At 54.7% G+C, this 22,406-nt stretch carries 22 protein-coding genes; 12 read left to right on the plus strand and 10 right to left on the minus strand.

All coding sequences use genetic code 11. The annotated features are described in order from the left end of the window. The first annotated feature begins 12 nt into the window (after positions 1-12). The 6 genes from sdhD to FHS72_RS10025 all read left to right on the plus strand — a co-directional run bounded on the left by sdhD (position 13) and on the right by FHS72_RS10025 (position 4,834). On the plus strand, positions 13-384 hold the full coding sequence (sdhD, locus tag FHS72_RS10000; protein WP_183528641.1) for a succinate dehydrogenase, hydrophobic membrane anchor protein: 372 nt from the start codon (positions 13-15) through the stop codon (positions 382-384). Positions 385-402: 18 nt separating this feature from the next. Further along, positions 403-2,208, plus strand: coding sequence for a succinate dehydrogenase flavoprotein subunit (gene sdhA, locus FHS72_RS10005; protein ID WP_183528643.1), 1,806 nt, complete (start codon positions 403-405; stop codon positions 2,206-2,208). After that, entirely contained in the window at positions 2,208-2,543 is a 336-nt protein-coding gene (locus tag FHS72_RS10010; RefSeq protein WP_183528645.1) for a succinate dehydrogenase, read from the plus strand. The genes sdhA and FHS72_RS10010 overlap by 1 nt, the downstream gene beginning before the upstream one ends. After that, positions 2,543-2,833, plus strand: a complete 291-nt coding sequence (locus FHS72_RS10015; RefSeq protein ID WP_183528647.1) for a hypothetical protein — start codon at positions 2,543-2,545, stop codon at positions 2,831-2,833. Before FHS72_RS10010 ends, FHS72_RS10015 begins: the two co-directional genes overlap by 1 nt. Positions 2,834-2,869: 36 nt before the next feature. Then, positions 2,870-3,649: a succinate dehydrogenase iron-sulfur subunit gene (locus FHS72_RS10020; protein ID WP_183528649.1), complete on the plus strand. Its 780-nt coding sequence runs from the start codon at positions 2,870-2,872 to the stop codon at positions 3,647-3,649. A 336-nt stretch (positions 3,650-3,985) separates the two neighbouring features. Beyond that, on the plus strand, positions 3,986-4,834 hold the full coding sequence (locus FHS72_RS10025) for an urea carboxylase-associated family protein (protein ID WP_183528651.1): 849 nt from the start codon (positions 3,986-3,988) through the stop codon (positions 4,832-4,834). Here the strand turns inward: FHS72_RS10025 and FHS72_RS10030 are convergent. The 3 genes from FHS72_RS10030 to FHS72_RS10040 all read right to left on the minus strand — a co-directional run bounded on the left by FHS72_RS10030 (position 4,831) and on the right by FHS72_RS10040 (position 8,069). Further along, positions 4,831-5,412: a hypothetical protein gene (locus FHS72_RS10030; RefSeq protein WP_183528653.1), complete on the minus strand. Its 582-nt coding sequence runs from the start codon at positions 5,410-5,412 to the stop codon at positions 4,831-4,833. The two genes, FHS72_RS10025 and FHS72_RS10030, sit on opposite strands and share 4 nt — an antisense overlap. 256 nt (positions 5,413-5,668) lie before the next feature. After that, positions 5,669-6,007: an H-NS histone family protein gene (locus FHS72_RS10035; RefSeq protein ID WP_183528655.1), complete on the minus strand. Its 339-nt coding sequence runs from the start codon at positions 6,005-6,007 to the stop codon at positions 5,669-5,671. A gap of 94 nt (positions 6,008-6,101) precedes the next feature. Beyond that, the gene (locus FHS72_RS10040) at positions 6,102-8,069 is read right to left on the minus strand and encodes a protein meaA (protein WP_183528657.1); all 1,968 of its coding nucleotides are present in this window, start codon (positions 8,067-8,069) and stop codon (positions 6,102-6,104) included. 157 nt (positions 8,070-8,226) lie between these two features. Between FHS72_RS10040 and FHS72_RS10045 the strand changes: the two genes are divergently transcribed. The 6 genes from FHS72_RS10045 to FHS72_RS10070 all read left to right on the plus strand — a co-directional run bounded on the left by FHS72_RS10045 (position 8,227) and on the right by FHS72_RS10070 (position 14,888). Further along, positions 8,227-9,612, plus strand: coding sequence for a 1-acyl-sn-glycerol-3-phosphate acyltransferase (locus FHS72_RS10045; RefSeq protein WP_183528659.1), 1,386 nt, complete (start codon positions 8,227-8,229; stop codon positions 9,610-9,612). A 57-nt stretch (positions 9,613-9,669) separates the two neighbouring features. Further along, complete coding sequence (locus FHS72_RS10050) at positions 9,670-10,035, plus strand: hypothetical protein (protein WP_183528661.1); 366 nt, start codon at positions 9,670-9,672, stop codon at positions 10,033-10,035. A gap of 144 nt (positions 10,036-10,179) precedes the next feature. Next, a complete protein-coding gene (ccrA, locus tag FHS72_RS10055) occupies positions 10,180-11,460 on the plus strand; it encodes a crotonyl-CoA carboxylase/reductase (RefSeq protein WP_183528663.1) in 1,281 nt (426 codons plus the stop codon). Between the two features lie 343 nt (positions 11,461-11,803). Then, positions 11,804-12,577, plus strand: coding sequence for an autoinducer binding domain-containing protein (locus FHS72_RS10060; protein WP_183528665.1), 774 nt, complete (start codon positions 11,804-11,806; stop codon positions 12,575-12,577). A 94-nt stretch (positions 12,578-12,671) separates the two neighbouring features. After that, entirely contained in the window at positions 12,672-13,304 is a 633-nt protein-coding gene (locus FHS72_RS10065) for an acyl-homoserine-lactone synthase (RefSeq protein ID WP_183528667.1), read from the plus strand. Positions 13,305-13,355: 51 nt separating this feature from the next. Next, positions 13,356-14,888, plus strand: coding sequence for an ATP-dependent DNA helicase (locus FHS72_RS10070; protein WP_183528669.1), 1,533 nt, complete (start codon positions 13,356-13,358; stop codon positions 14,886-14,888). A gap of 16 nt (positions 14,889-14,904) precedes the next feature. Here FHS72_RS10070 and FHS72_RS10075 read toward each other — a convergent pair whose 3' ends face one another. The 7 genes from FHS72_RS10075 to FHS72_RS10105 all read right to left on the minus strand — a co-directional run bounded on the left by FHS72_RS10075 (position 14,905) and on the right by FHS72_RS10105 (position 22,253). Further along, the gene (locus FHS72_RS10075) at positions 14,905-15,654 is read right to left on the minus strand and encodes a TIGR02186 family protein (RefSeq protein ID WP_183528671.1); all 750 of its coding nucleotides are present in this window, start codon (positions 15,652-15,654) and stop codon (positions 14,905-14,907) included. Next, positions 15,654-16,568, minus strand: coding sequence for a sulfite exporter TauE/SafE family protein (locus FHS72_RS10080; RefSeq protein ID WP_183528673.1), 915 nt, complete (start codon positions 16,566-16,568; stop codon positions 15,654-15,656). The genes FHS72_RS10075 and FHS72_RS10080 overlap by 1 nt, the downstream gene beginning before the upstream one ends. Positions 16,569-16,696: 128 nt before the next feature. Further along, positions 16,697-17,506, minus strand: a complete 810-nt coding sequence (locus FHS72_RS10085; protein WP_183528675.1) for a purine-nucleoside phosphorylase — start codon at positions 17,504-17,506, stop codon at positions 16,697-16,699. Next, on the minus strand, positions 17,490-18,458 hold the full coding sequence (locus FHS72_RS10090; RefSeq protein ID WP_183528677.1) for an ABC transporter permease: 969 nt from the start codon (positions 18,456-18,458) through the stop codon (positions 17,490-17,492). The genes FHS72_RS10085 and FHS72_RS10090 overlap by 17 nt, the downstream gene beginning before the upstream one ends. Before the next feature lie 3 nt (positions 18,459-18,461). After that, complete coding sequence (locus FHS72_RS10095) at positions 18,462-19,559, minus strand: ABC transporter permease (protein ID WP_183528679.1); 1,098 nt, start codon at positions 19,557-19,559, stop codon at positions 18,462-18,464. Beyond that, positions 19,559-21,160, minus strand: coding sequence for an ABC transporter ATP-binding protein (locus tag FHS72_RS10100; RefSeq protein ID WP_183528681.1), 1,602 nt, complete (start codon positions 21,158-21,160; stop codon positions 19,559-19,561). Before FHS72_RS10100 ends, FHS72_RS10095 begins: the two co-directional genes overlap by 1 nt. 97 nt (positions 21,161-21,257) lie before the next feature. Then, on the minus strand, positions 21,258-22,253 hold the full coding sequence (locus tag FHS72_RS10105) for a BMP family lipoprotein (RefSeq protein WP_183528683.1): 996 nt from the start codon (positions 22,251-22,253) through the stop codon (positions 21,258-21,260). Between the last annotated feature and the right edge of the window lie 153 nt (positions 22,254-22,406).

Below are 22,406 nucleotides of genomic sequence, written 5' to 3' on the forward strand. Positions count from 1 at the left end.
GGGATCAAAAACATGGCATTTGTAACTGATCGTAAACGCGTCGTCGGCATGGGGTCTGCTAAAACCGGCACGGATCATCATTGGAAAATGATGGTGTCGTCGATGGCCCTCGTTGTTCTGATCCCGCTGTTCATTTTCACCTTTGGCGCGACCCTTGGGTCATCCTACGAAGAGGTTGTTGCTTATTATTCCCGTCCTGTGCCTGCAGCGATTGCGGCCCTGACGTTCATGGTAAGCTTTTTCCACTTTCGCAAAGGTGTGCAGACATTGATCGAGGATTATGTGCATGGAACAATGCGCAAAATCCTGATCATCGCGATGATCTGTCTGTCATACGGTGCCGCAGCATTTGGCGTGATCGCCATCCTGCGCCTTGCCCTTTAATTCTGCCGGAGATTTTTGATGGCTGCTTACGAATATGAAACCCACTATTATGACGCGATTGTGGTTGGTGCCGGTGGTGCTGGTCTGCGCGCGACGCTGGGTCTTGCTGAACAAGGGTTGAAAACAGCCTGTATTTCTAAGGTGTTCCCAACACGCTCGCACACTGTTGCGGCGCAAGGTGGTATCGCCGCGTCCCTTGGTAACATGGGTCCGGATAGCTGGCAGTGGCACATGTATGACACTGTTAAAGGCTCTGACTGGCTCGGTGATATGGACGCGATGGAGTATCTGACGCGCGAAGCACCAAAAGCGGTTTACGAGCTGGAGCACTACGGCGTGCCATTCTCGCGGACTGAAAAGGGCGAGATTTACCAGCGTCCATTTGGTGGTCACACGACTGAATTTGGTGAAGGCCCGCCCGTGCAACGCACATGTGCCGCGGCTGACCGGACTGGTCACGCGATCCTGCACACGCTTTATGGTCAGTCTTTAAAGCAGCAAGCCGAGTTCTACATCGAATACTTTGCTATGGACTTGATCATGTCCGAAGACGGCGTTTGCCAAGGCGTGATCGCGTGGAAGCTTGACGATGGCACGATGCACATCTTCAACGCCAAAACGGTTGTTCTGGCGACTGGCGGTTACGGCCGCGCGTTCTTCTCGGCGACGTCTGCGCACACTTGTACGGGCGACGGCGGCGGCATGGTTGCGCGTCAGGGCTTGCCTTTGCAGGACATGGAATTCGTGCAGTTCCACCCGACTGGTATTTACGGCGCTGGCTGCTTGATTACTGAGGGTGCGCGCGGTGAGGGTGGTTATCTGACCAACTCTGAAGGCGAACGCTTTATGGAACGCTACGCGCCGACCTACAAAGACCTCGCGTCGCGTGATGTGGTGTCCCGCTGTATGACGATGGAAATTCGCGAAGGCCGCGGTGTTGGCGCCGATGGCGACCATATCCACCTGCACCTGAACCACCTGCCAAAAGAAACGCTAGACCTGCGTTTGCCGGGCATTTCGGAAAGCGCACGCATCTTTGCTGGCGTCGATTTGACCAAAGAACCGATCCCTGTGCTGCCGACTGTGCACTATAACATGGGCGGTATTCCGACGAACTATATGGGTGAAGTGCTGAACCCGACGGCTGATAACCCTGACGCGATTGTGCCGGGTCTGATGGCTGTTGGCGAAGCGGGCTGTGCCTCTGTTCACGGTGCGAACCGTCTTGGGTCCAACTCTTTGATCGATCTCGTGGTCTTTGGCCGTGCGGCTGCGATCCGCGCTGGTGAAGTTGTTGACCGCAATGCGTCGAACCCGACACTGAACCAAGCTTCTGTTGATTATGCGTTCGACCGTTTCGACGGGTTGCGTCATGCCAAGGGCGAAACGGCGACTGCCGATCTGCGCCTTGAGATGCAAAAAGCGATGCAAAAAGACGCGGCTGTGTTCCGGACTGACAAAACACTGGCCGAAGGTGTTGTCGCGATGGAAGAAATCGCTGGCAAAATGGGCGACATTAAAGTGACTGATCGGTCGCTGGTTTGGAACTCTGACCTGATGGAAACGCTAGAGTTGACAAACCTGATGCCAAACGCGTTGGCAACAATCGTGGCCGCAGAAGCGCGTAAAGAAAGCCGCGGGGCGCATGCCCACGAGGATTATCCTGATCGTGATGATGTTAACTGGCGCGTTCACTCTTTGGCGGTTGTTGATGGGGCGAAAACCACGTTGACGACACGTCCTGTGCATCTTGATCCGCTGACGACTGAATCTGAAGGCGGGATCGACTTGAAGAAGATCGCACCTAAAGCACGGGTTTATTAATGATCCGTTTCGCTTCAATCTGTGTGGCATTCTTCGCGATGGCAGCGTGTTCTGGCACGGGAAGTGTTGGGACTGACGCAATCGCACGCATTGCCGCAAAAGAAGTTGTGAATGGTATCGTTCAAACCCAACTGCCGGGCGTGAACGCCGAACCGCTGACTGATTGTATCATCGATCAGGCAAGTGGGGCTGAACTGTTGCAGATCGGGCAAGCCGCAGCACTTGGTAACAACGATCAAGCGACCACATCAGTTCTGAGCATCGCCCAGCGACCTGCGACGATCCAATGTGCGGCGCAAGATGTGTTAGGCCCTCTGGCCGCGTTAGGGTTGTGATGCGTAACGCGGTCTTGCTCTTTGCATTTCTCGGGATGGCGGCATGCGAATTGCCGCCACCTGATCCGGCGCTGACAGCGGACCGCTGCGAAGAACGGGCACGCGCGGCGCAAGGACCAACAGGCGAGATTAGCTTTGGCGCGAATAGCAACGAGGGTAATTTTGCCGAGGCAAGTGTCGGCGTGAGTTCCGACTATTTGCGCGGTGCCGATCCCGTTTTGGTCTACGAAAGATGTGTTTTTCAGCGCACAGGCGAATTGCCGATCCGGCCGCCTGTGCTGCGTAATTGATAGAATACTGGGCCGGTCCCAGAAGGAGAGAATGACATGGTACAACTGACGCTCCCTAAGAATAGCCGCATGGTGACGGGTAAAACTTGGCCGAAACCGACGGGTGCAACAAATCTGCGCAAGGTGCAGATTTATCGTTGGAACGAAGAAGACGGCAAAAACCCGTCTTTGGACACATACTTTGTCGATATGGACAACTGCGGGCCGATGGTTCTGGATGCGCTGATCAAGATCAAAAACGAGATTGACCCGACGCTGACGTTCCGCCGGTCTTGCCGTGAAGGTATTTGTGGGTCCTGTGCGATGAACATCGACGGGATCAACACGCTGGCCTGTATTTACGGCATGGATGAAGTTGACGGCGACGTTAAGATTTACCCGCTGCCGCACATGCCTGTGATCAAGGATTTGATCCCCGATTTGACGCATTTCTACGCGCAGCACGCATCGGTAATGCCGTGGCTTGAGACAAAAACGAACCGCCCCGCGAAAGAGTGGAAGCAATCCATTGAAGATCGCGAAAAACTGGATGGTCTTTATGAATGTGTGATGTGTGCATGTTGTTCCACATCTTGCCCATCCTACTGGTGGAACGGCGATCGGTATCTCGGACCAGCAGCGTTGTTGCATGCGTATCGTTGGATCATCGACAGCCGCGACGAAGCAACAGGCGAACGCTTGGATGATCTGGAAGATCCGTTCAAACTATATCGTTGCCACACGATTATGAACTGCGCAAAGACCTGCCCCAAAGGTCTGAACCCAGCCAAAGCCATCGCCAGCATCAAAGGCATGATGGTCGAACGGGTCGTTTAAGCGGTCACAGAATAGACAAAAGGCCCGCCAATTTGGTGGGCCTTTTTCGTTGTGTAGACCGTCTGTGGCTAGCGGGGATGGTTACGGATTTGGCTCGCGCCCAAAGAACCCACCTGCAACGACACTATCCGCTGATGCGCCATGAAAAATCCCTACCGTTTTTGCGTGACTGGCAAACCCTTGCAAATCGGCGGTGACGTCACTGCGCCAAATCGTGGGTTCGCTTACGATAACCTCGCCGCTAAATGTTGACGCACCGTGAGTGTCCCGCTGAGTGATCGTGTTCAACCTGATTTCACCCTTGTTTTCCGCGCATCATTCAGGTCTCTTGCGTTCATGACGAAATCCCCTCCTGAAGATGCCCAGTCGCGCCGCGCGGTGAAGCCTGTCATTTGTTATCCGGTGGATGCGCTGCCATCAGCGCCAGTCGCGGACTACGTTGCTGCGTTTATTGGCGCACCGATTGTCGCAAGCGCTACCGCCGCCCCGCGCGAGGCCGCGGCGATCCGCGTTCCTGCAGGGCACGTGTTGCGTATTTCCAGCGTTGGCGGACCGCAGGTTGGTGATTTGAACCTGTTCAACGCGAATAATCTGCAAGAGCGGTTTTATTCCGGCAAAACCCGTGCGCTGCATGGCGCCCATGTCAGCACTGGTGATCGGCTTTGGTCGCAATTGCCTTATCTACGCCCCATCGCGACGATCATTGCTGACACGCTTGATTGGTACGGTATCGATGATTTTGGCGGGTCTGTTCACGATGTGATCGGGACGCGCTGCGATCCTTACACCGGTAACCTATTGGGCGGGACGCAGTATCACCATTGCTGCCACTCCAACTTGACGCGGGCATTAGCCGATGAAACGGGGCTGTCGTTGGCAGAGGCTGAACCGCTTGTGCATGACGTATTGAATGTCTTTATGTGTACCGGATTTACGCGCGACACAGGCCAGTATTTCATGAAAGCGAGCCCAGTTCGGCCCGGTGATTATCTTGATATCTTCGCTGAAATTGAACTGCTTGCGGTGCTTAGCGCGTGCCCCGGTGGTGATTGCAGTGCCGAGCATTCGTCGGATACCGCCGCATGTTATCCGTTGCAGATGGACGTTTTAGCGCCTCGGGCAGGGGCGTTGACGGATTGGACGTCGCCGCCTGTTAACCAATACGACGGATCGCACGGCCGTTAAGGATTGCGTGTCGTCACAAATCCACCGGACATCAAATTGGTCTCGTTGCCGCCTTGGAATGCACCAAAGGCGCGGTCATTGCCGATTTCGCCGATCAATGTACCCGGAACACCATTAATCTCGACGTCGCCTGCGAGGTGGGTATTCTCGACGATCTGCGCATCAACGGATAGAAAACCGTCGCTACCAATCAGTGTCATGTCCGATAAATCGGCGTTGAGCGTAATTCTGCCCTCGTCGGTTAACGCATTCATGCCGTGTAGTTCATTATTAACGATAGAAATGTCGCGGATGATGGCCGCGCGGTAATTGCCTGTGAACGTGGCTTGCGCGGACAGTGGCGCTTGCGCAGGTTGGTTTGGTAAAATGCCGGCAAAAGCGCTGACGCCGACACCTACTTCATGTCCTGTTAAGAAAGAAACGGTATCGTCGATCACATCTGATTGGGTCTCAATGAGATTGTGTTCAAAATGCCCGTCAGCGGCAGGCGTACGAAACTCACCCTCTACGCTGATCTGCGCGACGCTAAGTTGCGCCGGCGATTTACTGCAAGACGCGAGGAAAATAGTTACCAGCAAAAGTGGCCATCGTTTTGAAAGCATAACTCAATCAATCTAAACAAGTCGAACAAAGTGCCGGAAATCGACACAACTCAATACGTGACCCCTGCGAAAATAGCGGAGTTACCTTAGGTGAATTGATGATCGTTTCGGGCGACCACTGCAAGTGTCGGGAAATTTTCAACCGACGCCTGTGTGGATTATGCCCCAGATTAAATGTGAAAAGGGGCAACCCGTAGGTCACCCCTATTACAGAAAATAACTGGGTAAGGTGCTATATTTCCATTGCTTCGGGGGCAGCCCCAGATGCAACAGCGTCTTTAAACCAAGTGGGCTGACGACCTTTGCCAGTCCATGTTTGGGTTTTGTCCGTTGGGTTGGCATACTTTGCAGGGGCTTTTGTTTTTGGCCCAGTTGCAATTTTACGTGCCTTTTTCACAGGCGCATCGCCCGTAATATCAGCAAGTGTATATCCGTGTTTCGCCGCAAGTTTCGCAGCTTCGTCCCGGACGGCCTTAAGTTCTTTATCACTAATTCGAGTAAGCGCTTTGTCCACGTCTTTTTGAAGCTTTTCAAGCTCCTTGCGAGACATACCTTTCAGGTCAATTTTCATCGGTATCTCCGTTTGAATTCACGCGCAAATCACCCCAAACTTCCGTAGGGTTTACGCGTGTACGACGGCCATACACGAAAAACGAGATAGATGTCTATTCCGCAGCGACTTTTCGTGGATCAACTAAAGCCACGATATCAAACATGATTTTGTTCAACTCGAAGTCCTTTGGCGTATAGACGCGCGCGACGCCCATTTCCTTTAGTTTCAATGCGTCTTCTTCGGGAATAATACCGCCTGCAATAACAGGGATATGAGACAGGCCTGCTTGCTTTAATTTGACCATAACGTCTGCAATTAAAGGCAAATGAGAGCCGGACAGAATAGACAGGCCAATCACATGCGCGTCTTCTTCGCGGGCGGCGTTGACGATGTCTTCGGGTGTGAGGCGGATACCATCATAGGCGATGTCCATGCCGCAATCACGCGCACGGGTCGCGATCTGTTCAGCCCCGTTCGAATGACCGTCAAGCCCAGGTTTCCCAACAAGAAATTTCATCCGGCGACCAAGTGCGGCGCTGACAAGATCGACCTGTTCGCGAATATCATCGAGACCTTCGGTTCGGTTCGACGGGCTGTTGCTGACGCCAGTGGGTGCGCGGTATTGACCGAACACATCGCGCACAACGTCGGCCCATTCGCCTGTCGTTACACCCGCTTTGGCGCAGGCAATTGACGGGATCATGATATTTGTGCCGTCAATTGCGGCGGCGCGTAATTCGGCAATGGCGCTATTTACAGCGGCCGTATCGCGGTCTGATTTCCATTTCGCCAAACGATTTAATTGATCAGCTTCGGCTGCTGGATCGGACACCATAATAGCATCATCGCCCGCCGTCAGTGGCGACGGTTCGCCTGCCTGCCATTTATTAACACCAACAACGGTTGTATCGCCGGATTCAATTCCACCGATGCGTGTTGCGTTTGAATCGACAAGACGCGATTTCATATAGGCAATTGCGCCAACCGCGCCGCCCATTCCGTCGATTTGTTTCAGCTCTGCTCGCGCACCTTCTTTGAGCGCATTTACTTTGCGATCAATCGCGGGATTGCCGTCGAATAGGTCTTCGTATTCCAAAAGATCAGTTTCATAGGCTAGAATTTGTTGCATCCGCAGCGACCATTGTTGGTCCCAGGGACGCGGAAGGCCTAACGCTTCGTTCCAGGCGGGCAGTTGCACAGCGCGCGCGCGGGCATTTTTGGACAGTGTGACGGCAAGCATTTCGATGAGGATACGGTAGACGTTGTTTTCGGGTTGCTGTTCGGTCAGGCCAAGCGAATTGACCTGCACGCCATAGCGGAAACGGCGGAATTTCGGGTCTTCGACACCATACCGTTCCTGACAAATCTCGTCCCATAACTCGACGAACGCACGCATTTTGCATAGCTCGGTCACGAACCGGATACCCGCATTCACAAAGAACGAAATGCGGCCAACCATGGCTGGGAAATGCTCTGCGGGAACTTTGTTTTTGAGGTCATCCAGCACGGCGGTGGCGGTGGCGAGCGCAAAGGCGAGCTCTTCTTCCGGCGTCGCACCGGCTTCTTGCAGGTGGTAGGAACACACGTTCATCGGGTTCCATTTTGGCAGGTGTTCGCGGGTATAGGCCGCGACGTCGGTGATCATGCGCAAAGACGGTTCTGGCGGGCAAATGTAGGTGCCGCGCGACAGGTATTCTTTGATTATGTCATTCTGAACAGTGCCTTGCAGGGCGCTGATGTCCGCGCCTTGTTCCTCTGCGACGGCGATATAAAGCGACAGTAACCACGGTGCGGTCGCGTTGATCGTCATCGAGGTGTTCATTTGATCAAGTGGAATATCGTCAAACAACGCCCGCATATCGCCAAGGTGCGATACGGGTACGCCGACTTTGCCGACTTCGCCTTTGGCAAGCAGATGATCGCTGTCGTAGCCCGTTTGCGTTGGCAGATCGAAGGCCACAGAAAGCCCGGTTTGCCCCTTTGCCAGATTGCCGCGATACAGTGCATTTGACGCGGTCGCGGTGGAATGGCCTGCGTATGTCCGGAACAACCAAGGTCTCGTTTTCTGCGCTTGCGACATGGGGATGCTCCGGAATCAGGGTGGGTAATAATCTTTCGCTAAAGCATCAGTATTAGACATTTTATACTGGTGTCAATTCGCTGCGATGCGGCATCCACGTTTTTCTTGAGGAAGTGATGGGATTTACGTCAACGCCGCCGCATGGCAATGTCAGCGCATGACGCAACCTGTGACGCTGCCCCTTTGGGCGTTCATTCTGATCGTGCTTTTCGCAGCAGTGACGTTTGCGTCGCATTTCCTATTTCCATCGGTCCGTTGGTATTTTCGGCGGCGTGCTGAAAAGCTGATCGCGCAGTTGAATACGCGACTAGAGCGCCCGATTGAGCCGTTCAAATTAGCGCGGCGCTACGATATGATTCAACGTCTGCTGTATGATCCCGATATTACGCAGGCGATTGTGGATCATGCTCGTGAACATGATGTCCCTGAAAACGTCGCGTTTGAAAAAGCACGGCATTACGCACGCGAGATTGTACCGTCATTTTCCGCGACTGCATATTTCACCTTTGGGATGCGGATTGCGAAATGGTTGTCGCGGATGCTGTACCGTGTGCGGTTGGGATCGTTTGACCGCGATGCGTTGCAATCATTGGACAAAGACGCGACCGTGATCTTTGTGATGAACCACCGCAGCAACATGGATTACGTGTTGGTAACGTATCTGGTCAGCCGCGCGTCAGCCCTGTCTTATGCTGTAGGCGAATGGGCGCGGGTTTGGCCGCTATCTGGTGTGATCCGGATGATGGGTGCTTACTTTATCCGGCGGCGGTCGCGCACTATTCTCTATCGGCGCGTGCTGGCGCGGTATGTCCAGATGTCCACGGACGCTGGTGTGACGCAGGCGATGTTCCCTGAAGGCGGGTTAAGCCTGACGGGTGAGGTTGGTAAACCAAAACTGGGTCTGCTGAATTACATCGTCGATAGCTACAAGGCGGGTGGGCGTGATGTGATCTTTGTGCCTGTGGCGCTGAACTACGATCAAGTGCTCGAAGATCGGTTCCTGATTAAAGCAGGCAAAGGCGGCAATCGCAGGTTCCGCCCGCCCGCGTGGACAGTTGTAAGTAGTGTGGCGATGTATTTCTGGCTACGCATTACGGGCCAATTCAAAGGGTTCGGTACGGCGTCTGTCGCCTTCGGTTCGCCGTTATATCTGTCCAGCTTTCCGATGAAGTCTGATTTGGCCCAAGAAGTCGGGCACGAATTGATGGGGCGGATCAGAGCGGTGGTGCCAGTCCTTGCTGCACCCTTGGTTGCGCGGGCAATTACGGTCGAAGGTGCGACGTCTGTAGCGGCGATAGAAGTTTCGGTTGCAGGCATGTTGGACGCGCTCAAAGAAAAACGTATGCCGCTGCCAAAGCGGAATGTGCATGCGATTGTTGATGAAACGCTCGCGCGGTTTTCGCTGCGTGAGTTGATTGTGCGCGACGAAGATGAAGTGCGCGTTATCGGTGATGGCATCGACGTGCTTGATTACTATGCAAATTCGATCAAGCACCATTTCCCGCAGGATACGAATTTATTAGCGCATTCCAGTCTTGCCTGAATGACAATTCCTGTGCCTAATAAACGGCATATTCAATAAATATATAGGAGTTCTTTCATGGCATTTCATTTCAAATCGCTGATCGCCGCGGGCATCATTGGTACGGGTCTTGCTGGATGTGCTGACGTGTCCAGCAGTGGCGGCGGTAGTCAGGTCGTGATTGCCGCGAACAAAGTTGTGAACATTCAGAACAACACCGGCCGCACCATTTGGCGGTTCTACGGATCGCCGACATCAACGAATAGCTGGGAAGAAGACATTCTAGGCTCGACCGTGCTGCCAGCAGGGCAATCGCGCAACGTCGACTTTGCGGATGGTCGGACCAGCTGCGGCTACGACATGAAGGCAGAATTCCAAGACGGCACGAGCATCGTGAAAAACAGCATCGACGTTTGCACCGTGTCTGGCGTGTCCTTTCCATAAGGTCGCTGCGACGCGGCAGACATAAAATTACAAAATGAGCGCCTGTGGTGTTGCTTTGTTTCGCGATCAATCTTATTGCTAGGTCAGACGCCCGATTCTGCGGCGCGGCATAGACACAGGAACGATAGCGAGATGGAGCGCACCATGGCCCTTGATTTAACTGCAGGCGCAGACGCCTACTCAGCCACGCAAAAAGACCTATACGAGATCGGTGAAATGCCGCCGCTCGGGCATGTCCCCGCGCAGATGCAGGCATGGACGATCCGCCGCGAACGCCACGGCGAGCCGGACAAAGCATTCGAGATCGAAACCGTCGCCACGCCGAAACCTGACAGCCACGAAGTGTTGGTGATGGTGATGGCCGCTGGCGTTAATTATAACGGTGTTTGGGCCGGATTAGGCGTGCCGATAAGCCCGTTCGACGTGCACAAGGCGGAATTCCACATCGCGGGTTCCGACGCATCCGGCATCGTGTGGGCGGTTGGTGACAAGGTGAAACGCTGGAAAGTTGGCGACGAGGTTGTGATCCATTGCAACCAAGATGACGGCGACGACGAACACTGCAACGGCGGCGACCCGATGTATTCCCCGTCGCAACGGATTTGGGGCTACGAGACACCGGATGGATCATTCGCGCAATTCACCTGTGTGCAATCGCAGCAATTAATGCAACGGCCTAAACATCTGACGTGGGAAGAGTCCGCGTGCTACACGCTGACGCTTGCCACGGCCTACCGGATGTTATTCGGCCACGAGCCGCATGAATTGAAACCGGGTCAGAACGTCTTGGTTTGGGGCGCGTCCGGTGGTTTGGGGTCATATGCGATCCAATTGATTAACACCGCAGGCGCAAATGCGATTGGGGTAATCAGCGACGAATCCAAGCGTGATTTTGTGATGTCGCTGGGCGCGAAAGGCGTGATTAACCGCAATGACTTTAGCTGTTGGGGCCAAATGCCGACGGTGAATACTGACGAATATAAAACGTGGTTCGACGAAACGCGTAAATTCGGCAAAGCGATTTGGGAAATCACGGGTAAAGGCAATAACGTCGATATGGTGTTCGAACATCCCGGCGAGGCGACGTTCCCTGTGTCCACTTTCGTGTGCAAACGCGGCGGTATGGTTGTGATTTGTGCGGGGACGACGGGCTACAATCTGACGCTTGATGTGCGGTATATGTGGATGCACCAGAAGCGCCTGCAAGGCAGCCACTTTGCCAATCTCAAACAGGCGTCAGCGGCGAATAACTTGATGGTTGAACGGCGTTTGGACCCGTGTATGTCCGAATGTTTTGGCTGGGATCAGATCCCAGAGGCACATACCAAAATGCGCAAAAACGAACATAAACCGGGCAATATGGCGGTTCTTGTTCAAGCGCCTAAAATGGGTCTGCGCACGTTCGAAGATTGCATCTCTGACTAGACCATCCTTCGACTGACTTGATCGCTAGGGCGCATCCATAATTGGGTGCGCCCTTTTGCTTTCAATGCTTTGCCCGACGCCGACCCGCTATTTCGGGGGAGGCAAAAACCGTCGGTGATATGGTTAAAAACGCCATGCTACCTTAAGTTGTTAGCGATTTGTTAACCTTATTCGCGAAGGCTGAAAATGGGACATCAATGGATCATCGACGTGATTGTCGATCTTAAAAGTTTTGCTCAGCAGAACGAATTGCCACGCTTGGCCGAAGAACTGGCACGGGTCGCGGCTGTCGCTGACGCTGAGCTAGACGCGGACAAGAGGGGCGCATCACATTTGATGCGATGTGAGGACACTGACGCTAGACGATTTTCTACTCAAGCTTGACGCTGTTACGGCTGTTGAAGAAATTCACGGGCTGACGTTCGATCTTCGCGATCATTACCGCATTGATCACGTCGTCTATCATTGGGTCAGCGCCGAGGGCGATCAATATGGATTTGGAACCTACTCTCCCAAATGGGTCCAGCATTATGTCGACAAAGAGTATTTGCGCATAGATCCGGTGGTCGTCGGCTGCTTTCAAGGTGCGCAGCCCGTCAATTGGAAACGTCTCGATTGGAGCAGTAAAGCCGCGCGGCAATTCAATTTAGACGCGGTCGCGCATGGCGTCGGAAATCAGGGATATTCGATCCCGCTACGTGGTCCAAACGGGCAATTCGCGATCTTTAGCCTGTCGCACAACTGCGACGACGACGTTTGGGCGGCATTCACAATCGAACATCTGCGCGATTTTGTTTTAATCGCATATTTCCTGAACCAAAAAGCGTTGGAGTTAGAGAAAAACCGCGTGCCAGAACCAACCCGCCCTTTATCGCCACGTGAGGTGGACGCGTTAACCTTTTTAGCGATGGGTTACGGGCGGGCGCAGGTGGCTGAAATGCTTACGATTTCGGAACATACACTAAGGGCCTATATCGAAAGCGCGCGTTTCAAGCTTGGCGCTGCAAACACGATCCACGCGGTTGCAAAGGCAATCGCGGACGGACATATCATCATTGGTGGTGCTGCTCGAGATGCTGCAGGCGGGTGGCCGGGCAGAGAAATCGCCACGCATTAATCATATCTTAACTACTTGTTTTCGTGCCGTAAGTAATTCTTCATCCTAATGCGCCAATCCTAACCATGTTTTTGAACAGGTTAGGGAACGGTACATGCTGCGCTACATTTACGGACGAGACCTTTGGTGCGAACCAAAGTTGCAAAAAACGATGCATTTGGATCGGGCGGATCAATTTCAGCGCCGTCTTGGTTGGGCGGTCAGCGTCGATAATCGTGGTTGGGAATGCGACGAATACGACCGCGATGACACGCTTTATGTGATTTGGGTGATGCCGGACGGCACGCACGGCGGCTCTATGCGGTTCATTCCGTCCTCGGGGCAAACCATGGTTAACGATCACTTCGGTAGACTGCTTGGCGGACGTGTGGTGAGTGATCCTTTGATTTGGGAATGCACGCGCTATTGTTTGCGCGATGGTGTGCCGTCGCGCGTCGCTGCAGCGCTTATGTTGGCGGGCGGGGAATTGATGCGGGCCTATGATTTAACGCATCTGTTGGGGGTCTTTGATGCCCGCATGATCCGCATTTACCGGATGATCGGGGCAAGTCCCGACGTGCTGGGCAGCAGCGGCACAGGGCGCGATCAAATCAGTGTTGGTTTGTGGCAATATCGCCCGCTTGATCGCGTGAATGTGCTGCGCCGCGCAGGGTTTTCATCCCAGACGTCAGAGCATTGGTTTTACCGGTCGATGGGCCGCCCTGTGATCTTGCCAAAAGCGGCGTGATCAGGTCCGCGATCTCTGGCACCTCGCGGGTGGGCGGGGTAGGGTCGGCGCATGAATATGCCGACCAAAATCACCTTCTCAGACGATCAGGCCGAAGCCTGGGATGCTGTCGCTGACGCCCTTCGCTTGTCGGGGGTTGATCTGGACGACAGTCTGCTGATGCCACCGGCGTCGGGCAAATCATCCGTGATGGCGGTGATTGGCAAGGCGGGGTCGGGTAAAACGATGCTGCTAGCCAAGCTGTACAAAGCCTTGGAAGATGCGGGCGTCGATATTATCTCAGGCGATTGGGAAGGCAAAAAGCGCAAGGATCGCAGGACATTAGCGATCCTCGCGCCCACGAACAAAGCGGCGTCTGTGTTGCGCAATCGCGGCGTACCTGCGACGACGATTCACCGTATTTTGTACACGCCGGTTTACGATCCCGAATACGAAAAGGTCGCGGAATGGCTGGCCGGATCGGGCGAAAAACCTGATATCGAAGGGCTGACCGAAGTTGCGCTGGACCGCGCATTTGCGTCTTACGAGATCAATAAATCCGTACCTGCCGCGCTTGCGGCTGCTGGATTGCGCGGGTCTGATTTCATCACAGGTTGGAAGCGTCGCGAAGAAGCGTTGGACATCGGATTTATCGACGAAAGCTCGATGCTCGACGCCAAGCAATTCGAAGACCTGCAAGAGATTTTCCCAACGCTTGTGCTGTTCGGCGATCCGGCGCAGTTGCCGCCTGTGCAATCATCCGGTGGGATGGTGTTCGAGACGCTGCCGAAGAAAAAGGTCAAATCGCTCGAACGGGTTCACCGCCAAGATGCGGGCAACCCGATCCTTGATCTGGCACATGCGCTTGCTGATCCGATGCTCGACTTTTATCATTTTGAAAAGATGGTCGCCGAAGCCGCGCAGCGCGATGAACGCGTCGTCATGGCGCAGCGTGTCGAATCGGACTTGATGGCGCGGTCGCCTGTGTTGGTCTGGACCAACAAAACCCGCATCCGGCTGATCCACGCATTTCGTGCGGCGTATAACGCGCCAATGGATGAATTGCTCGAAGGTGAACCGTTAATTTGCGACGGTATCGAGCTACCGATGAAGCACCGCAAAAAGCGGCTGGACCTTGAAGCACGCGGTCTGATTAAAGGCGCGCAAGTCGTCTACCTCGGACCTGGGCGCAAACCCGGTTTCTCGCGTTTGCACGTTATGGGGGCCGAAGAGCCGCAAATTTCGGCCGCATCGATTGTGAAGATCGAACAGGAAGGCGACGAAGAACCATTCATCCCATTCGCCGCACGCATGGGGGCGACGTTCCTGCACGGGGCGGCCGTCACGATCCATAAAGCGCAGGGTTCTCAATGGGATACGGTTCAAGTTTTCGCGCCTGATATTGAAATTGCCGCACGGATGGGGCGGGTCGAAGCTGGGCAACCGCTATGGAAACGCCTGACCTATGTGGCGATTACGCGGGCTGAAAATCAGTTGCGATGGGTCGTGCGAAATCGTCTTGCGAAGCCGTCAGGCGAATTGCGGATCGATGATTTGAGAGCACCTGCTGCACCGCTGGAATTGTCAGGCGGCGACGAAGTCTAATCGCGATCAGACCGATTTAGCGGCGGAACATGGTAAAGATGGCAGAAGCGCCCCAGCCTGCAGCGATCGCAATCGCCAGCGACATCAAACCGTAAATCATCGCGTTTTCATGCGCGAGATTGTACAACCAACGTTCCAAACCGACCTTTTTGACCGGAATCGTCGTTACATAGACGTCAACGATCTCGCCACCACGAGTCAGGTAAATTTCAGCGGTATAATCGCCTTCGGTCAGGTTGGCAGGCATCGAAATGTTGGTGCGAAACAGCGTTTCGTCCTCGACAAGCACCGCATCGGACAGGGTTTGATACAACCGCTGACCTTGACGAATGCGGATCAGCGCGTCTTCGAAGTCAGTCTCATATCCGTCGGGCTGGCCAAACGTCCGAATGGCGGTGTTGATGCTGATCCGCGCGCCATTGTCGTTTTTTGTGCTCAGAATATCAGACAGCGGCATGTTCGTGGCGACGGCGTAGAACGACGGCGCGACCGCAACATCCACCGAATCTGTATTCACCCAGATGCCGAGTCTGCGTTCTTTCCGGCGGACAGTCACGGGAATATCCGGTCCGGCAACGGTGATAATCACGCCTAGGTCTTCGCCTGTTGGGGCGGGCGCATCGCGCTTCACCGCTCCGAAAATTAGGATGTCAGAGCCGTCAAAGTTGGCGGTGATCGCCACCTCATCGTGGCTCAGACCGAGCACGATTTCTTCCGCGCTCGCGGGGGCGGCCAAGGCGCATAAAAGGCAAATCAGGCGCAACATCAGTGACCACCCTCAGTGCCGATTGAATACAGCTCGGCAGGTTGTACAAGCAGGTCAAACGCCAGCTTGCCACAGACCAACAGCACCATCATCGCGAGTAGAATGCGTAGCTGTTCGGCTTTCATTTTGACGCCAATCCGTGTGCCGATTTGCGCGCCAATGACGCCACCGACCAGTAGTAAAACCGCCAGTACGATATCGACGGTGTAGTTCGTCGTGGCGTGCAGCATCGTTGTGAACGCCGTCACAAAAATGATCTGAAACAGGGAGGTCCCAACAACAACTTTCGTCGGCATGCCAAGCAGATAGATCATCGCGGGGACCATGATAAAGCCGCCGCCGACACCCATAATCGCGGCCAAGACACCAACCAGAACACCAACGATCAGCGGTGGAATGACAGAAATATACAGACCAGAGACGCGGAATTTCATCTTGAACGGCAGGTTGTGAACCCAAGTGTGTTTTCGCCGCGTCGGCGGTGCACCTTTGCCGGATTTACGGATCGCGCGCAGGCTTTCGATGAACATCAGCCCACCGATCAGCCCCAGAAAAATGACGTAACAAAGTTTGACCAGCAAATCGACTTGGCCCGCAGCGCGTAGGTAATTGAACAAAACAATGCCAAGGCCGGACCCAACCAATCCGCCAATCAGCAGCACCGTTCCCATGCGCAAATCCACGGTTTTGCGTTTAAAATGCGCAAGAACTCCGGAAAATGACGATGCAACGATTTGGTTCGCTTCGGTGGCGACGGCCACGGCGGGGGGTATGCCGATAAAGAACAGCAGGGGCGTCATCAAGAACCCGCCGCCCACGCCAAACATGCCCGATAGAATGCCCACAATCCCGCCAAGACCGAGTAAAAGGAAGGCGTTCACCGAAACTTCGGCGATAGGAAGGTAAATTTGCATGGCTGTTCCGAGCGCGTTGAAGGTCGCTGCGCACACATGACCCGACTGGGCCTATGAAGTCAAACCCCGCAGGCGACTTTTTCCGCAGGCTAACGTTGAGTTTGCGGCGTTGGCCTTAGAAGCGAGCCTCAGTTGGACATATCACGCAGCCAACGGCGCAGCACTTTTTCCAGTTTTGCAGCGCCGATCGGGGCCATTGATTTGGTATGCTCGTGGCTAATGTTCTCGTCGGACATGCCTGCCGCCATATTCGTGATACACGAAATTGCTGCCGCTTTCAGGCCAAGGAACCGCGCGAGGATCACTTCGGGTACTGTCGACATGCCGACCGCGTCCGCACCTAACATCTTGATTGCGTTGATTTCTGCGACGGTCTCAAACGAGGGACCGGAATACCAAGCGTAGACGCCGCTGTTCATTTCGACGTCTTCGGCTTCTGCCGCGTGGCGCATTGCGGCGCGAATGCCGGGATTGTAGCAGTCTTTCATCGGCACAAAACGGCGGTCAGTTGGTTCGCCGATCAGCGGGTTCAGGCCCGAGAAATTGATGTGATCCGACAGGTTCATGATCGATCCGGTTGGCATCGCCTGGTGCATTGATCCCGCCGCGTTGGTGGCGACCATCGTGTCCGCGCCGAGTTCTTGCAGCACTTCCAACGGGTGGCGCATCGCGTCGCCCCGACCGGATTCGTAGTAGTGTGATCGGCCGCCAAACACGGCGACGCGCACACCTTCAAGGTCGCCGATTGTCAGGCTGGCTTTGTGGCCAGAGACGCCCGCATGCGGAAATCCGTCGAGGTCTGCATAGGGGATCGACACGCCGTCCACTTCGTCCGCGATATGGCCCAGTCCGGACCCAAGGATCAGGCCGACGTTAACCTTTGCGTCGCCAGCGCGTGCGCGAATGACGTCGGCGACGGCTTTAGCGTTCTTTGACATAAGGTTCGCCTCCGGCGCGTGGTGGGATCGCTTTGCCGACGAAACCGGCGAGAATAATCACAGTGAGAATATACGGCAGTACGTCCAGCAACTGGCCGTTTACCTTGAACGAAAGTACCGCTTCGATCAGGTCTGGACGCAGTGCAAGAGCCTGCAGGAAACCAAACAGCAGTGTCGCATACAGCGCGTACCATGGCCGCCATTTCGCAAAGATCAACGCGGCAAGCGCGATATATCCACGCCCCGCGCTCATGTCTTTCACAAAACCAGCTTGCAATGCGGTCGCAAGGTAAGCCCCTGCAATACCACACAAAACGCCACAGATGCCGACGGCAGCAAAGCGCAGACCGACAACAGATACACCTGCGGTATCCACAGCCGCAGGGTTCTCGCCCACAGCGCGCAGACGTAGGCCAAATCGGGTACGATATAGGATCCACCATGTCGCTGGCACACACAGCAGGGCGACATAAACAAGGATCGTGTGACCCGAGATCAGTTCGTAATATATCGGCCCCAAAACAGGCACGTCACGCAGGCTATCCGCGAAGGGCAGGGTGATCGGGTTGAAACGCGCAGCACCAGATAGCTGCGGTGTACGGCCCCCTTGGGCGAACCAGCTTTGCGCGATGACAACAGTCAGGCCCGCCGCGAGAAAGTTAATAGCGACGCCGGAAATCAGTTGGTTGCCACGGAAGGTGATCGAGGCGAGGCCGTGAATCCCGGACAGAACCAACGACGCCGCGATGCCCGCAAGCAAGCCAATCCAGACCGAACCGCTAGTGTAGGCGACGGCGGCGGATAGGAACGCGGCGGCCAGCATTTTGCCTTCGAGGCCGATGTCAAAAATGCCTGCGCGTTCCGAAAATAACCCAGCCAGACAAGCCAACAACAGCGGTGTGGCAAGGCGCATGGTAGAGTCGAGGATTTGTAAAAGCGTAAGAAGATCCATGATTTACACCTCCCCCTTTTTGCGTCGCATGGCGAGGAACATTTTCTCAAGCGGGCTGCGGACCATGTTGTCCAATGCGCCTGTGAACAGAATGACGAGGGCTTGAATCACGACGATCAATTCACGTGGGATCGAGGTCCATAGCGCCAATTCCGCGCCGCCTTGATAGAGAAATCCGAACAGGATCGCGGCGAGAAATACGCCAAACGGGTGGCTGCGGCCCATCAATGCGACGGCGATCCCGATGAAACCTGCGCCTTCAACCGCGTTTAAAACAAGGCGTTCGGCCTCTCCCATCACGTTATTGATCGCCATCATGCCTGCCAAACCGCCAGAGATCATCATTGAAATCATGATGATTTTCGTCGGGCTGATGCCCGCATATTTTGCAGCGCTTTCAGAATGGCCAAAAGCGCGAATTTCATAACCTAAACGCGTTTTCCAGATCAGCGCCCAGACCGCGATGCAGGCTGCGATTGCGACAAAAAACGACACGTTCGCAGGTGCGCCGCGGAACAGCGTTGCTTCACCGAAGCTGAACATGTCTTGGAACGACGGCAGGTGAGCGCCTTCAGCGAATTTGCGGGTCGCGGGTTCCATGCCGTCGGCTTTTAACGCGCCGATCAGCAGGTAGTTCAGCAATGCGGCAGCGATAAAGTTGAACATGATCGTCGTAATTACGATGTGGCTGCCGCGTTTCGCTTGCAAATACGCGGGGATCGCCGCCCATGCAGCGCCGAATAATGCGGCCCCAGCCGTTGCGCCGATCAGCGCCACCGACCAGTGCGGCCAAGGAATATAGAGACAGACCAAAGCGACGCCAAGCCCGCCCAAAACCGCCTGACCTTCGCCGCCAATATTGAACATCCGCGCGTGAAACGCGACGGCGACGGCAAGCCCGGTGAACATAAAGTTGGTCGCGTAATACAGCGTATAGCCCCAGCCGTAGGTCGAGCCTATCGCGCCTTCGATCATCAATTTTAACGCGGCTGTTGGACTTTCACCGATGGCAAGGATCACAAGTGCCGACAAAAAAGCCGCTAATAACAAAGAGATCAGCGGGACAAGGACCACTTCGGCCCATTTTGGCATGACATCCATTAGTGCAACTCCTTGCCGGTGCCAGCGTGGGCGAGGTTTTCTTCGATGGCTTCGACGATAGGCTTATCCGGCATTTCCGTGATCCCTGCCATCAGCAGTCCCAATTCTTGTTCGTTTGTTTCAGACGGAAGGCGTTCGCCCATGATTTTGCCGTCAAACATCACGGCCACGCGGTCAGAGAGCGACAGAATTTCCTCTAGCTCGACCGATACCAACAGGATCGCTTTGCCTTGATCGCGCAGTGCGACGATCTGTTGGTGGATGAATTCAATCGCGCCAATATCCACGCCGCGTGTCGGTTGCCCGATCAGCAGCAGGTCAGGATTGCGTTCGATCTCGCGGGCAAGAACAATCTTTTGCTGATTCCCGCCCGAGAAATTCTTGGACGCGAGTTTTGGATCAGGCGGCCGCACGTCAAAGCGTTCCATCTTTTCGATGGTATCCTGACGGATGGCGTTATTATCCATGAACAGGCTGGACCGTTGGTATTTTTCGTCATGGTGATAGCCAAACGCGGTGTTTTCCCACGCGCTATAATCCATGATCAGACCTTCACGTTGGCGATCTTCTGGGACGTGGGCGATTCCGCGTTTGCGGCGCGATTGCCCGTCAGATTTCGCGCCAGTCAGGTCCAATTCAAGACCATTCACGAGGATCGTACCTGTCGCTTTTTCATAGCCGCCAAGCACTTCAAGCAGTTCGGATTGACCATTGCCAGCCACACCCGCAATGCCGAGGATTTCACCTGCTGCGACGTTAAAGCTAACGTCTTTGACGCGGTGCACGCCTTTGTCATCGGTGACGTTCAGGTTCTTAACTTCAAGGATATTTGCACCCGGCTGTGCAGGTGCTTTATCCACTTGTAACAGTACCTTACGGCCAACCATCAGTTCGGCCAATTCCTGCGGTGATGTCTCGGATGTCTTGACCGTCGCGGTCATTTCGCCGCGCCGCATCACCGACACCGTGTCAGTCGTATCCATGATCTCGCGCAGCTTGTGGGTGATCAGGATGATGGTTTTGCCTTCGGCCTTCAGGCGTTCCAAAATGCGGAACAATTGATCGGCTTCGGCAGGGGTCAGCACGCCCGTCGGTTCGTCCAAAATCAGAATGTCGGCCTTGCGATACAGCGCTTTCAGGATCTCGACGCGCTGCTGCATGCCCACGCCGATATCTTGGATCAGCGCGTCAACTTCAACGTTCAAGCCGTATTCATCGGCGAGCGCTTTCAGTTCTTTACGGGCGCGGTTCAGCGACGGTTTCAACAACGCGCTGTCCTCTGCACCTAAGATCACGTTCTCAAGCACAGTAAAATTCTCAACCAGTTTAAAGTGCTGGAACACCATTCCGATACCTGCCGCAATCGCAGCTTGGCTGTCAGGGATCGACGTTTTCTGACCGCCGATGAAAATCTCACCAGCGTCGGCCTTATAGAACCCGAACAGGATCGACATCAGCGTTGATTTGCCCGCGCCGTTTTCGCCGATAATGCCGTGAACCGTGCCGGGCATGACGCGGATTGAGATGTCTTTGTTGGCTTGCACGGGGCCAAAAGCCTTGGAAATTCCCTTTAGCTCAATCGCGGGGGCCATATCGGTCATTGGGTCTTCTTTCACAAAAGTGAGTTCGCGTCGAAAATGAAGTGGGCCGCACCATTTGAAACGGTGCGGCCCTGATCGCTTGGCCTAAGGCATCAACTTAAAAGTCGAGAGCCGGGCAGGATTCGTCAGTGTTGTAGTTGTGGACAGAGATTTCACCCGCAACAATCGACGCCTGAGCTGCATCAAGAGCCGCTGTCATTTCTGCAGTGATCAGCGCTTCGTTGTGCTCGTCAACCGCGTAGCCCACGCCACCGTTGGACAGGTCCATGACGTTAAAGCCAGCTTCCAGCGTGTCGCCTGCGATCAATGCGTCGTAAACCGCGTTATCAACGCGCTTGAGCATGGATGTCAGAACTTCGCCCGGGTGCAGGTAGTTTTGGTTCGCGTCAACGCCGATAGATAGAATGTCTTCGTCAGCAGCTGTTTGCAGAACGCCAACACCAGTACCACCAGCGGCAGCATAGATCACGTCAACACCTTGAGAAATCTGCGCTTTTGTCATTTCAGACCCTTTAACCGGGTCGTTCCAAGCCGCAGGCGTTGTGCCTGTCATATTCGCAACAATTGTCGCGTCTGGATTTGCAGCCAATGCGCCCTGCGCGTAGCCACATGCAAAGTTGCGGATCAACGGGATGTCCATGCCGCCGATAAAGCCAACAGTGCCAGTTTCAGACGCCATCGCGGCCAGCATACCAACAAGGTATGAACCCTGCTCTTCAGCGAACACGATAGAGCGGACGTTTGGCGCGTCTACAACCATGTCGATGATTTGGAATTTGGTGTCTGGATAGTCGCCAGCAACGTCGCCCAGTGCGGATGCCCACGCAAAGCCGGCCATCACGATTGGGTTTGCACCAGTTTCAGCGAAACGACGGATCGCTTGCTCGCGCTGTGCGTCGGACTGAATTTCAACTTCAGCGTAAGTGCCGCCAGTTTCTTCGGCCCAGCGCTGTGCGCCGTTGAATGCGGATTCGTTGAAGGATTTGTCGAACTTGCCGCCGAGATCAAACAGGATCGCGGGATCAGCAGCGACGGCGCCGGCGGACAGCGCCAGCACGGCAGTCGCGCCGAGGAATTTTGTTGTAAGGGTCATATTGGTATCTCCCGGGTCGTTGTGATGAGGGGAAGGCCACCGGCTTTCCCCCAAAAGCCAAACCGGTCTGTGCCGGTTTATCGCACGATAAGGCATTGCCAGCCCGCTAGGGTCAACCGGTTTTTCATGGAGAGTGGTAAAATTTTGACCAAC

This window comes from Yoonia ponticola (assembly GCF_014199395.1).
GTDB lineage: Bacteria > Pseudomonadota > Alphaproteobacteria > Rhodobacterales > Rhodobacteraceae > Yoonia > Yoonia ponticola.

Coding starts and splice junctions, on each gene's coding strand:
- FHS72_RS10105 (WP_183528683.1), bottom strand. CDS start 22,253: ATGACCCTTACAACAAAATTCCTCGGCGCGACTGCCGTGCTGGCGCTG.
- FHS72_RS10010 (WP_183528645.1), top strand. CDS start 2,208: ATGATCCGTTTCGCTTCAATCTGTGTGGCATTCTTCGCGATGGCAGCG.
- sdhD (WP_183528641.1), top strand. CDS start 13: ATGGCATTTGTAACTGATCGTAAACGCGTCGTCGGCATGGGGTCTGCT.
- FHS72_RS10040 (WP_183528657.1), bottom strand. CDS start 8,069: ATGTCGCAAGCGCAGAAAACGAGACCTTGGTTGTTCCGGACATACGCA.
- FHS72_RS10025 (WP_183528651.1), top strand. CDS start 3,986: ATGACGAAATCCCCTCCTGAAGATGCCCAGTCGCGCCGCGCGGTGAAG.
- FHS72_RS10015 (WP_183528647.1), top strand. CDS start 2,543: ATGCGTAACGCGGTCTTGCTCTTTGCATTTCTCGGGATGGCGGCATGC.
- FHS72_RS10045 (WP_183528659.1), top strand. CDS start 8,227: ATGACGCAACCTGTGACGCTGCCCCTTTGGGCGTTCATTCTGATCGTG.
- FHS72_RS10080 (WP_183528673.1), bottom strand. CDS start 16,568: ATGCAAATTTACCTTCCTATCGCCGAAGTTTCGGTGAACGCCTTCCTT.
- FHS72_RS10075 (WP_183528671.1), bottom strand. CDS start 15,654: ATGTTGCGCCTGATTTGCCTTTTATGCGCCTTGGCCGCCCCCGCGAGC.
- ccrA (WP_183528663.1), top strand. CDS start 10,180: ATGGCCCTTGATTTAACTGCAGGCGCAGACGCCTACTCAGCCACGCAA.
- FHS72_RS10065 (WP_183528667.1), top strand. CDS start 12,672: ATGCTGCGCTACATTTACGGACGAGACCTTTGGTGCGAACCAAAGTTG.
- FHS72_RS10100 (WP_183528681.1), bottom strand. CDS start 21,160: ATGACCGATATGGCCCCCGCGATTGAGCTAAAGGGAATTTCCAAGGCT.
- FHS72_RS10090 (WP_183528677.1), bottom strand. CDS start 18,458: ATGGATCTTCTTACGCTTTTACAAATCCTCGACTCTACCATGCGCCTT.
- FHS72_RS10050 (WP_183528661.1), top strand. CDS start 9,670: ATGGCATTTCATTTCAAATCGCTGATCGCCGCGGGCATCATTGGTACG.
- FHS72_RS10020 (WP_183528649.1), top strand. CDS start 2,870: ATGGTACAACTGACGCTCCCTAAGAATAGCCGCATGGTGACGGGTAAA.
- sdhA (WP_183528643.1), top strand. CDS start 403: ATGGCTGCTTACGAATATGAAACCCACTATTATGACGCGATTGTGGTT.
- FHS72_RS10035 (WP_183528655.1), bottom strand. CDS start 6,007: ATGAAAATTGACCTGAAAGGTATGTCTCGCAAGGAGCTTGAAAAGCTT.
- FHS72_RS10095 (WP_183528679.1), bottom strand. CDS start 19,559: ATGGATGTCATGCCAAAATGGGCCGAAGTGGTCCTTGTCCCGCTGATC.
- FHS72_RS10070 (WP_183528669.1), top strand. CDS start 13,356: ATGAATATGCCGACCAAAATCACCTTCTCAGACGATCAGGCCGAAGCC.
- FHS72_RS10085 (WP_183528675.1), bottom strand. CDS start 17,506: ATGTCAAAGAACGCTAAAGCCGTCGCCGACGTCATTCGCGCACGCGCT.